Origin of the sequence: Micromonospora sp. NPDC050695 (assembly GCF_040654415.1) — a bacterium.
Lineage (GTDB): Bacteria > Actinomycetota > Actinomycetes > Mycobacteriales > Micromonosporaceae > Micromonospora.
In genome coordinates this window covers 17,778-30,199 of sequence record NZ_JBFAHZ010000040.1, presented here as the reverse complement: position 1 = coordinate 30,199, position 12,422 = coordinate 17,778, and the positions used below count along the sequence as shown (strand labels likewise).

Sequence of the window (12,422 nt, the reverse complement as noted above, 5' to 3'; positions counted from 1 at the left end):
GCAGGTGGGCCGGGCCGTTCACCGATTGGAAGATCAGGTTCACATGATCGGATGGAAGTGCCATGCCCATGCGCTCAGACGCGGTAGTGCTGTTCGGCGTCACGGGAGACCTCGTCTCGAAGAAGTTGTTCCCGGCGCTGTACGAGCTGACCCGCCGCGGCCGCCTCGACGTCCCGGTGATCGGCGTGGCCCGCTCCCCCTGGGACGATCAGCAACTGGTCACCACCGCCCGCAAGTCGGTCACCGAGGCCAACGACGAGGTCGACGACGAGGCGTTCGACGCCCTGGCGGGCAACCTGTCGATGATCTCCGGCGACTACGCCGACCCCGACACGTACCGGCGGCTGGCCGAGCGCCTGCGTGACGCCGAGCGGCCGATCTTCTACCTGGCGATCCCGCCGGCGGTGTTCGGCGCCGTCGTCGAGGGCCTGGCGGCGGCCGGCCTGGCCGACCGGGGCCGGGTGATCGTGGAGAAGCCGTTCGGGCGTGACCTGGACTCGTCGCGGGAGCTGGACCGGACGCTGCGCGCGGCGTTCGACCCGCAGCGCGTCTTCCGCATCGACCACTATCTCGGTAAGGAAGCCGTCGAGGGCCTGTACGCCTTCCGGTTCGCCAACCGGTTGTTCGAGCCGCTGTGGAACCGCGACCACATCGACAACATCCAGGTCACCCTCGCCGAGGGGTTCGGCACCCAGGGCCGTGCCGGTTTCTACGACACCGTGGGCGCCACCCGCGACGTGCTGCAGAACCACATCCTGCAGGTCGTCGCGTTGATCGCGATGGACGCGCCGGCCGCCGACGACACCGACGCCTTCCGTGCGGCGGAGAGCGCGGTGCTGCGCCAGATCGAGGCGCTGTCGCCGGAGAGCACCGTGCGGGGACAGTACGCGGGCTACCGCGACGAGCCGGGCGTCGCGCCGGGCTCGAACACCGAGACGTTCGTGGCGACCCGGTTGACGGTCGACTCCCCCCGCTGGGCCGGAGTGCCGTTCTACCTGCGCACCGGCAAGTCCCTGCCGGGAACGGCCACCGAGGTGGTGGTCGAGTTCAAGCAGCCCCAGCGGACGCTCATCCCGGCCGAGGGCGGGGCCGCGGCGCCGGCGAACCTGCTGCGCTTCCGGCTCGGCCGCGGTGACGGCATCACGATGTCGATCCAGGCGAAGAGCCCGGGCGCCGAGGTGACCAGCCGGCCAGTGGACCTGTCGGTGGACTTCGGCGCGGCGTTCGGTCGCCGTCAGGAGGCGTACGAGCGGCTGCTCGACGACGCGATGGACGGGCAGCATCTGCGGTTCGCGCGCGCCGAGACGATCGAGGAGGAGTGGCGCATCGTCGGGCCGATCCTGGACCTGGCCGACGAGGTGCAGCCGTACGACAAGGGCACCTGGGGTCCGGCGGACGCCGACGCCCTCGCCGGCGGCTGGCACACCCCCGACCTGCGGTAGTGGCGCTGCTCACGGTGCCGGCACCGCCGGCGTCGTGGCAGGCTGTGCCGGGTGACAGGTGATCATCAGGGTCAGGACGCGGTACGCGCGCTCGCCGAGCTGGCGGAGGCCGAGTTCATGTTCCGGTACGAGTCGGGGGCGCCGGCCGACGTCCGGGACGCGCTCGGCATCCGCACCGCCCGGATCGGTGGCGGAGTGGTGCTGTCGATGCGGCACGACCCGACCGGCTACTGGAGCAAGGCGCTCGGGTTCGGCTTCGACGAGCCGGTCACCGGTGACCTGATCGCGCGGGTGTGCGACGTGTACCGCGCCGAGGGCACTCCCGGTGCGGTCATCCAGATCGCGCCGGACCGGTTGCCGGCGGACTGGGACGAGATCTGCGCGCGGGAGACCATCACCCCGGGGAGCGTCTGGGTGAAGATGGCCGGCGAGATCGCGGCGCTGCGGCCGGGCCGCACGGACCTGCGGGTCGGACCGGTCCCCGACGAGCTGGTGGACGAGTGGACGTCGGTGGTGCTGCGGTGCTTCGGCATGCCCGAGCAGCACCTCGCGCCGATGCTCGCCGCCGGTGTGCGCGATCCCGGCTTCCGTCCGTTCGCGGCCTGGGACGGCACGCAGATGGTGGCCGCCGCCAACCTGTTCGTGCACGGCGAGGTCGCCTCGCTCAACACCGGCGCGACCCTGCCGACGCACCGGGGTCGGGGCGCGCAGTCGGGCCTGTTGGCGGCCCGGGTGGCCGCCGCGGCGGCGGCGGGCTGCCGGTGGGTCACCGCCGAGACGGGCCGACCCGATCCGGGTACGTCCAACCCGTCGCTGGACAACATGCGCCGCCTGGGTCTCACGCTGCTCTACGAGCGGCGCAACTGGGTGTGGCGGGCGCAGCCGGCCGGCTAGCGGCGATCGGTGGCAGCTCAGACGCGCGACGCCCGGCGTGTCGCATTGCTCATCTGCCAACGATCAAAGGGCGCCCGGCCCGTCCGGCTCGGTTTCCTGGAAATGGGGTATCCGACCGTCGTCGGTACCCCATTTCCCGCGAAACGGAGTCGATCGCGCGGGCGCTGGTCAGGCGGCGGTGTCGAGGGCCTTCGCGAAGCGGACGAAGCCCTGCCACTGCGCGGAGCCGAAGCTCAGCGTGCCACCGTCGCGGTCCTTCGTGTCACGGACGAGGACGACGCCAGGCAGGTTGTCGGCGACCTCGACGCAGTCACCGCCGTTGTTGCCGCTCTTCGTGCTCTTGCGCCACTGCGCACCCGTCACGTCCATGATGCTGCCGCTTCCCTGATGAGATCCAGGGACTGCGTTCGGGACAGCGCTTCGCCGCGAACACACTCCCACCGCCGTTCGAGCGTACCAATGTCGATGGTTTGCTCCGTGATCAGCGCGGGCGCTTGGCTGTCGATGTGTGCGACGCGGCCACCGTCGGGCAAATCGGCGAGTGTGAAGGGGCCGCCAAGTCCTGGGTACATGCCAGCCGTCAACGGGACGACGTAGACCCGTATCGCCGGCATCGCGGCGTAATCGGCGAGGACCGCCAGTTGCTCCGCCATCATCGCCCGGTCGTTGCCGCACGTCCGCCGCAGGACCATCTCATCGAACACCGCGATAAAAAGCGGCGGGCGCTCGCGGCGCAACACTGCCTGCCTGTTAATCCGTGCGGCGGCGAGATCGTCCACCTCAGCCGGGGTCATCGCCTCGCCTGCGAGCGTGGCACGGGCGTACGCCTCGGTCTGGAGAAGGCCGGGGATCCATGCGAGTTGGAAGGTTCGTAGCGACGCTGCCTGGCGCTCGATGTCCGCCCAGGGTCGAAACCACGCCGGTTCGCGACGGGTCAGGACGTCCGGCCATAGTTCACCGACCTCCTGACCGAGCAGGCGAGCGACCTCGGCGCGGTGTCTCGCGCGGGGAATGCGTCCCGGGTTGGCCCACCGTGCGGCCGTCTTCGGATCGACCCCAACCTGGCCAGCGAGACTCTCGGCTGTTTCGCCCGCCTCGGCCATCGCTGCGATGAGTACGTGGTTCACTGCGCGCCTCCCTCTGACGTCCCGAACGTCCCAGAGGAATGCTTATACGGAGTGTATGCGTCCCGCAACCCCCAGCGAAGGTGGGAGGTAGACGGCGCGGCCGGTAGGGACCCGAACCCGGCGGACGCGTTCGTAGCGGGGCCGCCCCCACGGGCGAGCACTCACCGGGGCGGCCCCTCCCACCGCCGCACATCCGAGGGGAAGACCGTGCCCATCGAGAAGCTGAAGCCCGCCGGCGCGAGTGCACGGGAGGTGCGCTCTGGCGACCTGCTGCACCTGACCCGTGCCGCGAGTCCGCAGTTCGTCCGGCCCATCACGGTGCGGGTGATCCGGGCATTGAGCGACCGGCACACGTACGACGGCTGGCTGTGGATCGACGCGTACCAGCTCGGCCGCAACGGCGACGCCGTCGCGCGGCGCGAGTTGTACCTGATGCCGGCGGGCGCGCGATGGTTGACGGCGGTGCCGGCGCCCGTCCGCCGTACTCCGGTGGGGGTTGGTCGGTGACCCGGCGTCGGCCCGCGCATCTGCCGACGCGACCGACCTGGCGGTGTCGGGCGTGCGGCATCGCCTGGCCGTGCTCGGTGGCGAAGCTGAACCTTCTCGCCGAGTACCGCGAGGATCGAGCCGCCCTGCTGGATTATCTGACGACGCTGCGCGACGAGGCTGTGGCACAGCTCAGCGCCGAGCTACCTGACGGCGTGCCGCGCGCTGATCTGACCGAACGGTTCACCGGCTGGGCGTCCGCCCGGTAGTTCCTCGGCCCGAGGGGCTGACTGACCGCTCAGCTCACGGCATCGACCGTCCGGCGCTGGCGAGGTTTGCCGACGAGGCGCGGTGTGGGCATGTGGAGGACGTCTCCCGTCCGCTCCGGAGAGGAAGCAGCGCATGCTTTCCGCACTCGATCGTCGGCACACCGTCGCGCCGCCCGGCTACAGCCGGTGGCTCATCCCTCCGGCGGCGTTGGCCATTCACCTGTGTATCGGTCAGGTCTACGCGACCAGCGTGTACAAGAACTCGCTGATCGCCCACTTCGACGCCAGCCAGACCGCGATCGGGGTCATCTTCAGCATCGCGATCGTGATGCTGGGGTTGTCCGCCGCGGTCGCCGGGACGTGGGTGGAGGCGAACGGGCCCCGCAAGGCGATGTTCGTCTCGGCCTGCTTCTGGGCGGCGGGCTTCCTGGTGGGCTCGCTGGGCATCGCCACGAAGCAGCTGTGGCTGCTGTACGTGGGTTACGGGCTGCTCGGCGGCATCGGCCTGGGCATCGGGTACATCTCCCCCGTCTCCACGCTGATCAAGTGGTTCCCGGACCGGCCGGGTCTGGCCACCGGTCTGGCGATCATGGGTTTCGGTGGTGGGGCGATGGTGGCCTCCCCGCTGTCGCGGCAACTGCTGTCGTTCTACGACCCCGCCTACGACCCGTCCAACGCCGGCTCCACGGCGTCGGGCAGCGCGCTGGTGTGGCTGTTCGTGACGCTCGGCCTGGGCTACTTCGTGATCATGATGTTCGGGGTGGCGAACGTGCGGGTGCCCGCCGAGGGGTGGCGTCCGGACGGCTTCGACCCGGCGAGCGTCGCGGCCAAGCCCCTGGTCACCACAGCGAACGTGTCGGCGGCCAACGCGGTGAAGACCCGCTCGTTCTGGCTGCTGTGGGTGGTGCTGTTCTGCAACGTGACCGCCGGCATCGGCATCCTGGAACAGGCCAGCCCGATGATCCAGGACTTCTTCCGGGACAACGGCACCTCGGCGGTGACGGTGGCGGCGGCCGGCGGGTTCGTGGGCCTGCTGTCGCTGTTCAACATGGCCGGTCGGTTCGTGTGGTCGTCCACCTCGGACGTCATCGGACGCAAACCGATCTACCTGGTGTACCTGGGGGTCGGCATGGTGCTGTACGCGCTGCTGGCGCTGGTCGGGCAGACCGCGACGGCGCTGTTCGTGCTGCTGGCCTGCGTGATCCTGTCGTTCTACGGCGGCGGGTTCGCCACGGTGCCGGCGTACCTGCGGGACCTGTTCGGGACGTACCAGGTGGGTGCGATCCACGGTCGGCTGCTGACCGCCTGGTCGGCGGCGGGGATCGCCGGCCCGCTGATCGTCAACGGGTTCCTCGACGCGCAGGGCGAACCGGGCACGTTGACGGCGGCGGCGTACCGGCCGGCGCTGTTCACCATGGTGGGCGTGCTCGCGGTGGGCTTCGTGGCGAACCTGCTGGTGCGTCCGGTGCCGCAGCGCTACCACGAGCCGGCGCGGGGTCAGAGCGCGGACGAGGACACGGCGGTCGAGAGGAGCGGTACGCGATGAGCGACGACGGTCGGCACGGGCAGCAGGCCCGGTTGTGGATCTCCTGGTTGGTGGTGGCGGTGCTGCTCGGCTACGGGGTCGTGCAGACGGTGATCACGGCGGCGAAGCTGTTCACCCACTGAGGCGGTGAGCCGGGGCGCACCACGCCCCGGCTCACAGGCCGCCGGAGACGCGCAGCACCGTGCCGGTGGCGTACGAGGCGTCCGGGCCGAGCAGCCAGGCGATGGCGGCGGCGATCTCGTCGGGTTCGCCGGCGCGGCCCATCGGGATGCGGCCGGCGGCGCTGTCGGCGCGATCGGGCACGCCGGAGTCGGTGTGGATGTCGGTGCGCACCAGGCCGGGGGCGACGGCGTTGACGCGGATGCCGCGGGGCGCGAGTTCCTTGGCCAGGCCCACGGTGAGGGTGTCGGTGGCGGCCTTCACGGCGGCGTAGTGCACGTACTCCCCCGGGCTGCCGAGCGTCGCGGCGGCCGACGACACGTTGACGATGGCGCCGCCGTCGCCCAGCCGGCGGGCGGCCTGCTGGGCACACAGGACGTAGCCGACGAGGTTGACGTCGACGACGCGGCGCAGGTCCTCGACGCGCAGCTCGGTGAAGGGGCCGATGAGGCTGGTGACACCGGCGTTGTTGACCAGGCCGGTGATGGGGCCGAGACGTGCGGCGGCGTCGAACAGCGCGACGACCTGCTCGGGGTCGGTGGTGTCGGCGCGTACCGCGACGGCCTGCACACCGGTGGCCCGCAGGTCGGCCAGGACCGCGTCGGCGGCGGCGTCGTCGCGGCGGTAGCACAGGGCGATGTCGTGCCCGGCGCGGGCGAGTCGGCGGGCGGTGGCCGCGCCGATGCCCCGGCCGCCGCCGGTGATGACGGTGACGGGTGCCACGGTGCCTCCAGGGCTGTCGGGTGGGATGGGCCGACGCTACCGTGACCGGCGCGGATCAGTCGTCGAGAGGAGGGTCACATGCGGCGGGCGTTGGTGCTCGGCGGCGGTGGCGGACGAGGTGTCGGCGCTCTGGGCGTGATCGCTTACGCTCACCGCGCGTTCGATCGGACAACGGAGGTGCGCGGTGGCGGGTGTGGGTGTCGGCGACGTGGTGGAGGACTTCGAGCTGCCGGATGAGACGGGCACGCCGCGGCGGCTGTCGGAGTTCCTGGCGACCGGTCCGGTGGTGCTGTTCTTCTACCCGGCGGCGATGACCCGGGGCTGCACGGCGGAGAGCTGCCATTTCCGGGATCTGGCCGCGGAGTTCACGGCGCTGGGCGCGTCGCGGGTGGGCATCAGCCGCGATCCGGTGGCGAAGCAGGCGGAGTTCTCGAAGCTGCACGGCTTCGACTACCCGCTGCTGTCGGATGTGGACGGCACGGTGGCGCAGGCGTTCGGGGTGAAGCGGCGGGTGCCGTTGGGGCCGCTGAGCATGAAGCGGATGACGTTCGTGATCGGCGCCGACCGGCGGGTCATCGAGGTGATCCACAGCGAGGTCAGCATGAACGACCACGCCGACCGGGCGTTGCGGGCACTGGGCGGCTGAGCCCCGTGCGGCGGGTGTCGCAGCGGGCTGGTATCAAGACAGCAATCAAACAGGTGTACGGAAGAGGGTTGTGATGGATGCCGGCCAGGGTTTGTCCACTGACGAGGTGCAGAGCATCCGGGAGGCGTTGGCGGCCGGGCGTAGGCCGCGGGTGGTGTTCACCGCGTCGGCGGGGCAGATCGCCGGTCAGGTCGGCCAGGTGGTCGAGCTGACCGACCCCGAGGTGTCCGACGAGTTCGTGGTGGTGCGGTTCGGTCGCGACGAGCTGCCGTTCTCCCCCGCGGATCTGGCGGTGGCGCCCAAGGGCGCGGGCCGTCGGCTGGTGGAGCCCAAGGCGGAGCCGGAGCCGCCGGCGTCGCCCGCGGTGGCCGCGCCGGAGTTCGTGTTGGACACGCCGCGGGTGCCCGCGCCGCGACAGGGGGAGCCGAAGGTGGAGCAGACGGAGAAGGCGCCGGCGCGACGGGCGGTCAAGGCCGTCAAGCCGAAGAGCCCGGCCGGTCTGACGGTGACGCTGGCGTACGCCGACGGCGAGTGGACCGTCGCCGCGCAGCAGGGCACCAAGGCTCTCGCGAAGCCGTACGTGGTGAAGCCGGCCGAGGCGTTGAAGATGGTGGCGCTGGTCGACGTGCCCGGTGTGCAGGAGGCGGTGGAGCAGATCCTCGGCACCGAGCGGGCCGAGGCCGAGCAGCAGGCGGAGAAGCTGCGCGCCGAGCTGGCCGAGATCGAGGCGCGGCTCGCGGAGCTGCGCGAGGCCCGCTGAGGGTGCTCAGCGTCGGGTGTGGTGTTCCAGCAGCCGGGTGAGCTGGTCGCGTTCGGCGGTGGACAGCGGGGCGAGCAGCTCGTCCTGGACCCGGCCGACGGTGGCGGTCATCCGGCGGGCCTCGTCGGCGCCGGCGTCGGTGAGGCTGATGACGTTGCGGCGGCGGTTGGCCGGGTCGGGGGCGCGTACGAGGAGTCCCCGACCGGCCAGGTCGTTGATGGCGGCCACGACGTCGCTGCGGTCGATGCCGCAGCGTCGGCCCAGGTCGGCCTGGCTGGCGGGGCCGTCCTCGGCCAGTGACGCGAGCAGCCGGTAGTGGTAGCCGCGCAGGTCGTGCGCGGCGAAGCCCTCGCTGAGCAGGCGGGCGGCATCGCCGACGCCGTCGCGGGCATCACCGTCCGCCTGTACGGGGACATCCCGGCCGACGAGGCGGACGCCGCCGCCCGGGTGCTGACCCTGATCACCCAGCGGGCCAACGCCGAACTGGCGGCGATCCCCACCTGACCGGCGCGGTTCACCGTAAATCCGGAGTGGGCTGCCGGTCAGAAGTAGTCGAGCAGCTGCGCCACGCCGCCGGCGCCCAGCAGGTCCAGGGCGTCGGGGTCGGCGCCGTGCAGCAGGCCGGCCTGGGCGACCGACCGGGCGCGCGCGGCACCGGCGTACAGCAGGGCGAATCCGCGTACGTCGAGGCGCAGGTCCGCCTCGTCGCCGATCCGGGTCAATTCGGCGGCACCGTCGGCGACGGCGAGGCGCCAGGTGCCGGTGTTCCATTCGGCGAGCGGGTCGGTGAGGGTGAAGTCGACGGTGCCCCGGGCGTGGGCGGGCCACCCGCGTGCGGCGACCGCCCGGACCACGTCCACCGGTCGGTGCATCCACAGGTCCCGCTCGTGGTCACGGGCCGACTCCAGCGGCAGGACGGTGCTGACCACGTCACCGTCGAGCGGGCACAGCCGCAGGGTCGGCGCGACGCTGGCCCAACTGCCGAGCACGCCGACGAGCGCCCGCGCGGCCTCGGCCGTGACGGCTAGGGCCTCGTCGACGGTGAGCACCGAGTCGGCGCCGTAGCCGCGACCCCGCTGCCAGGTGGCGTATGCGACCAGGTCACCGCCGTCCTCGACGAGGGTGAGCCCATCGCCGGGCAGGTCGCCGTCGGCGGTGAAGTGATCGAACAGCTCGCCCCGGCGGGTGAGCATGCCGTTGCGGTGCCGGGTGACGCCCTCGTACAGGGCGGCGACGGCGGGCAGATCGACAGGCGTGCCGGCGCGCACGGTCAGGTGCGCGGCGGGCCGGTGTCGGGGCAGCGCGGCGGTGGCCAGGTCGACGGTGCGCAGCACGCCGGCGGTCTCCCACCCCAGGGCGCGGTACGGGGCGGCGACGGTCGGGTAGAGGGCGCTGACCGCCGCGCCGCGCTCGCGGGCGCCGCGCAGCAGGGCGGTGAGCATGGCCCGGGCCACGCCCCGCCCCCGAGCCTCGGGGGCGACCGCCACACCGGCGACGTCGGCGGCGGGCACCGCCCGGCCCGACCACCACTGCTCGTGGTGCAGCTCGACGGCCTTGCCGACGAGCCGGCCGGCGTCGTCGAACGCGCCGTAGCGGGTCATGCCGGGCACCACGACGGTGGTGCTGGCGGGTCGCTCCGAGGTGGAGCCGAACGCGAACCGGCCCAGCTCCCAGGCGGCGTCGAGGTCGTCGGCGGTGAGTTCGCGCACGTGTACGGTGGCGGGCATCGGCACACCGTAGCGAGACGGCCCCGCCCCGGCAGCGGATTTACGCCGGCATGATCGACGCGTCTCCGCCCCCCACCCCGCCGATCATGGAGTTGTGGTGGGTGACGAAATGCCCTTGACGCCCCAAGTCGGGCACCACAAGTCCATGATCGACAGAGGTCGGCGCGCCGGTCAGTGCTGTGGGATGTTGGCCACGCCGATGCGCTTGCGGAACACCCAGTACGTCCACGCCTGGTAGGCCAGCACGACCGGCGTGAAGATCACGGCCACCCAGGTCATGATCTTCAGGGTGTACGGGGTGGAGGCGGCATTGGTGGCCGTCAACGTGCCAGCCGCGTCCAGGGTGGACGGCAGCACGTTCGGAAACAGCGCCGCGAACAGGGTCGCCACGGCCAGGCCGATCGCCACGGCGGTACCGGTGAACGCCCAGCCCTCCCGTCGTACCCGGGCGGCGGCGAGACCACCGAGCAGGGCGAGGGCCGCGCCGACGGCGAGCACGACGGCGGCCGCGCTGGAGCGGATGCTCAACGTCCAGGTCAGGAACCCGACCGCGAGCACGGCGGCGCCGACGCCCAGGCGCACCGCGAGCGCGCCGGCGCGCTCGCGGATGTCGCCGGTGGTCTTCAGGGCGAGGAACACCGCGCCGTGGGTCAGGAACAGCGCCAGGGTGGTCACGCCACCCAGCAGGGCGTACGGGTTGAGCAGGTCCACCAGGCCACCGACGTACTCGTGGTCGGCGTCCAGGGGCACGCCGCGCAGGATGTTGGCGAAGGCGACGCCCCACAGGATCGCCGGCAGCAGCGACCCGAGGAAAATCGCCGCGTCCCAGCGGCGCTTCCAGGACGCCTCGGGCCGCTTGTGCCGGTACTCGAAGGCGACCCCGCGGGCGATCAGCGCCAGCAGGATCAGCAGCAGCGGCAGGTAGAAGCCGGAGAAGAGGGTGGCGTACCACTCGGGAAACGCGGCGAACATGGCGCCGCCGGCGGTGATCAGCCACACCTCGTTGCCGTCCCACACCGGGCCGATGGTGTTGATCAGCACGCGGCGTTCGCGGTCGTCGCGGCCCAGCACGGGCAGCAGCATGCCGACGCCGAAGTCGAAGCCCTCCAGGATGAAGTACCCGGTGAACAGCACGGCGACGAGGAGAAACCAGATGGTGGTCAGGTCCACGATGGGCTCCGGGGTCAGTAGGCGAAGGCGAGCGGACGCTCGGCGTCGTCGGTGTCGTCGGTGGGGTTCTCCTCGCTGACGTCGGGCACCCCGGCCTTGGCGTAGCGCAGCAGGAGCTTGACCTCGATCACGGCGAGGGTGGCGTAGATCAGCGTGAAGGCGGTGAACGAGGTGAGCACCTCGGTCAGCGAGACGCTGCGGGACACGCCGTTGCGGGTGAGCATCTCGCCGAAGACGATCCACGGCTGGCGGCCCATCTCGGTGAAGATCCAGCCGAAGGAGTTGGCCAGCAGCGGCAGCACCGGCATGGCCAGCCCGGCGCGCAGCAGCCACCGGCTGCTCGGGGTGCGGCCCTTGCGCTGGCTCCAGAGCACCAGCAGGGCGATCGCGCCGGCGGCCATCCCGAAGGCGATCATGAAGCGGAAGCTCCAGTAGGTGACCGGGATGATCGGGGTGTAGCTGCCCGCGCCGTACTGGGTGGCGTACTGGGCCTGCAGGTCGTTGATGCCCTGCACGGTGCCGTGCGGGTCGCCGGTGCCCAGGTACGACAGCAGGTACGGGATCTTCAGGGCGAACACCTCGCGGCTGCCGTCGAGGCTGCCGATCGTGAGCACGGAGAACGAGGCGGGGCTCTCGGTGGTGTACAGGCCCTCGGCGGCGGCCATCTTCATCGGCTGCACGTCCGTCATGATCTTGCCTTGGATGTCGCCGGTGAACAGCACGGCGGCGGAGGCGACCAGGACCACCCAGGAGCCGAACTTCGTGGCGAAGCGGTACGCGCCGGTGTCGGCGGAGTCGCGGTTGCGGATCACGTGCCACAGCCCGACCGCGACGATCAGCGACCCGGCGACCAGGAACGAGCCGGCCAGGGTGTGCGGGAAGGTGATCAGGGCGACCTTGTTGGTCAGCACGGCCGGGAAGTCGGTCAGCTCGGCGCGTCCGCTGTCGGGGTTGATCCGGAAGCCGACCGGGTTCTGCATGAACGAGTTCGCCGCGAGGATGAAGTACGCGGACAGGTTCGTGCCGATCGCGGCGGCCCAGATGCTGGCCAGGTGCGCCCGCTTGGGCAACCGGTCCCAGCCGAAGATCCACAGGCCGATGAAGGTGGATTCGAGGAAGAACGCGACAAGCGCCTCGATGGCCAGCGGCGCGCCGAAGATGTCGCCGACGAAGCGGGAGTAGTCGCTCCAGTTCATGCCGAACTGGAACTCCTGCACGATGCCGGTGACCACGCCCATCGCGAAGTTGATCAGGAAGAGTTTGCCGTAGAACTTGGTGAGCTTGAGGTAGCGCTCGTTGCCCGTGCGGTGCCACATCGTCTGCAGGATGGCCACCAGCACGGACAGGCCGATGGTCAGCGGAACGAAGAGAAAGTGGTAGACGGTGGTGACACCGAACTGCCACCGGGCGACGTCCAACGCGTCCACCTGAATACCCCCAGCTATGCGTACTACGAGACGTAGTAAATACTAC

General features: G+C 71.2%; 16 protein-coding genes. 9 read left to right on the top strand and 7 right to left on the bottom strand.

Annotated elements, in window-relative coordinates:
- The first annotated feature begins 62 nt into the window (after positions 1-62).
- Both zwf and AB0H52_RS24220 read left to right on the top strand, forming a co-directional pair.
- Positions 63-1,442 carry a glucose-6-phosphate dehydrogenase gene (gene zwf, locus AB0H52_RS24225; protein WP_357950145.1) on the top strand — a complete coding sequence of 460 codons (1,380 nt, stop codon included), beginning with the start codon at positions 63-65 and terminating at the stop codon, positions 1,440-1,442.
- A 51-nt stretch (positions 1,443-1,493) separates the two neighbouring features.
- Complete coding sequence (locus AB0H52_RS24220) at positions 1,494-2,336, top strand: hypothetical protein (protein ID WP_278122634.1); 843 nt, start codon at positions 1,494-1,496, stop codon at positions 2,334-2,336.
- Positions 2,337-2,504: 168 nt separating this feature from the next.
- On the opposite strand, the gene AB0H52_RS24215 is transcribed toward AB0H52_RS24220, so the two are convergent.
- On the bottom strand, positions 2,505-2,705 hold the full coding sequence (locus tag AB0H52_RS24215; protein WP_357950142.1) for a DUF397 domain-containing protein: 201 nt from the start codon (positions 2,703-2,705) through the stop codon (positions 2,505-2,507).
- Positions 2,696-3,463 carry a Scr1 family TA system antitoxin-like transcriptional regulator gene (locus tag AB0H52_RS24210; protein ID WP_357950139.1) on the bottom strand — a complete coding sequence of 256 codons (768 nt, stop codon included), beginning with the start codon at positions 3,461-3,463 and terminating at the stop codon, positions 2,696-2,698. The genes AB0H52_RS24215 and AB0H52_RS24210 overlap by 10 nt, the downstream gene beginning before the upstream one ends.
- A 213-nt stretch (positions 3,464-3,676) precedes the next feature.
- Here AB0H52_RS24210 and AB0H52_RS24205 point away from each other — a divergent pair, with 213 nt between their 5' ends.
- The 4 genes from AB0H52_RS24205 to AB0H52_RS24190 all read left to right on the top strand — a co-directional run bounded on the left by AB0H52_RS24205 (position 3,677) and on the right by AB0H52_RS24190 (position 5,886).
- Positions 3,677-3,970, top strand: a complete 294-nt coding sequence (locus tag AB0H52_RS24205; protein WP_225854533.1) for a hypothetical protein — start codon at positions 3,677-3,679, stop codon at positions 3,968-3,970.
- A complete protein-coding gene (locus AB0H52_RS24200; RefSeq protein WP_151490241.1) occupies positions 3,967-4,218 on the top strand; it encodes a flavin reductase in 252 nt (83 codons plus the stop codon). The genes AB0H52_RS24205 and AB0H52_RS24200 overlap by 4 nt, the downstream gene beginning before the upstream one ends.
- Before the next feature lie 133 nt (positions 4,219-4,351).
- Positions 4,352-5,764, top strand: a complete 1,413-nt coding sequence (locus tag AB0H52_RS24195; protein WP_278122637.1) for an OFA family MFS transporter — start codon at positions 4,352-4,354, stop codon at positions 5,762-5,764.
- The gene (locus AB0H52_RS24190) at positions 5,761-5,886 is read left to right on the top strand and encodes a hypothetical protein (RefSeq protein ID WP_255473694.1); all 126 of its coding nucleotides are present in this window, start codon (positions 5,761-5,763) and stop codon (positions 5,884-5,886) included. Before AB0H52_RS24195 ends, AB0H52_RS24190 begins: the two co-directional genes overlap by 4 nt.
- A gap of 31 nt (positions 5,887-5,917) precedes the next feature.
- Here AB0H52_RS24190 and AB0H52_RS24185 read toward each other — a convergent pair whose 3' ends face one another.
- The gene (locus tag AB0H52_RS24185) at positions 5,918-6,646 is read right to left on the bottom strand and encodes an SDR family oxidoreductase (RefSeq protein ID WP_151490239.1); all 729 of its coding nucleotides are present in this window, start codon (positions 6,644-6,646) and stop codon (positions 5,918-5,920) included.
- Between the two features lie 184 nt (positions 6,647-6,830).
- Between AB0H52_RS24185 and AB0H52_RS24180 the strand changes: the two genes are divergently transcribed.
- Together AB0H52_RS24180 and AB0H52_RS24175 are read left to right on the top strand one after the other, a co-directional pair.
- Complete coding sequence (locus tag AB0H52_RS24180) at positions 6,831-7,292, top strand: peroxiredoxin (protein ID WP_278122638.1); 462 nt, start codon at positions 6,831-6,833, stop codon at positions 7,290-7,292.
- Positions 7,293-7,365: 73 nt separating this feature from the next.
- Complete coding sequence (locus tag AB0H52_RS24175) at positions 7,366-8,052, top strand: hypothetical protein (protein WP_151490237.1); 687 nt, start codon at positions 7,366-7,368, stop codon at positions 8,050-8,052.
- Positions 8,053-8,058: 6 nt separating this feature from the next.
- Here AB0H52_RS24175 and AB0H52_RS24170 read toward each other — a convergent pair whose 3' ends face one another.
- The gene (locus AB0H52_RS24170; RefSeq protein WP_357950174.1) at positions 8,059-8,316 is read right to left on the bottom strand and encodes a MarR family transcriptional regulator; all 258 of its coding nucleotides are present in this window, start codon (positions 8,314-8,316) and stop codon (positions 8,059-8,061) included.
- A 51-nt stretch (positions 8,317-8,367) separates the two neighbouring features.
- Here AB0H52_RS24170 and AB0H52_RS24165 point away from each other — a divergent pair, with 51 nt between their 5' ends.
- Positions 8,368-8,556: a hypothetical protein gene (locus AB0H52_RS24165; RefSeq protein WP_225854535.1), complete on the top strand. Its 189-nt coding sequence runs from the start codon at positions 8,368-8,370 to the stop codon at positions 8,554-8,556.
- Between the two features lie 38 nt (positions 8,557-8,594).
- Here the strand turns inward: AB0H52_RS24165 and AB0H52_RS24160 are convergent, their stop codons facing one another.
- The 3 genes from AB0H52_RS24160 to AB0H52_RS24150 form a co-directional block, all read right to left on the bottom strand.
- Entirely contained in the window at positions 8,595-9,779 is a 1,185-nt protein-coding gene (locus tag AB0H52_RS24160) for a GNAT family N-acetyltransferase (RefSeq protein WP_151490236.1), read from the bottom strand.
- Between the two features lie 171 nt (positions 9,780-9,950).
- Entirely contained in the window at positions 9,951-10,949 is a 999-nt protein-coding gene (cydB, locus tag AB0H52_RS24155; protein WP_151490235.1) for a cytochrome d ubiquinol oxidase subunit II, read from the bottom strand.
- 14 nt (positions 10,950-10,963) lie between these two features.
- Positions 10,964-12,376 (bottom strand): cytochrome ubiquinol oxidase subunit I, encoded by a 1,413-nt coding sequence (locus tag AB0H52_RS24150; RefSeq protein WP_151490234.1) that lies wholly within the window; start codon positions 12,374-12,376, stop codon positions 10,964-10,966.
- Positions 12,377-12,422 lie beyond the last annotated feature (46 nt).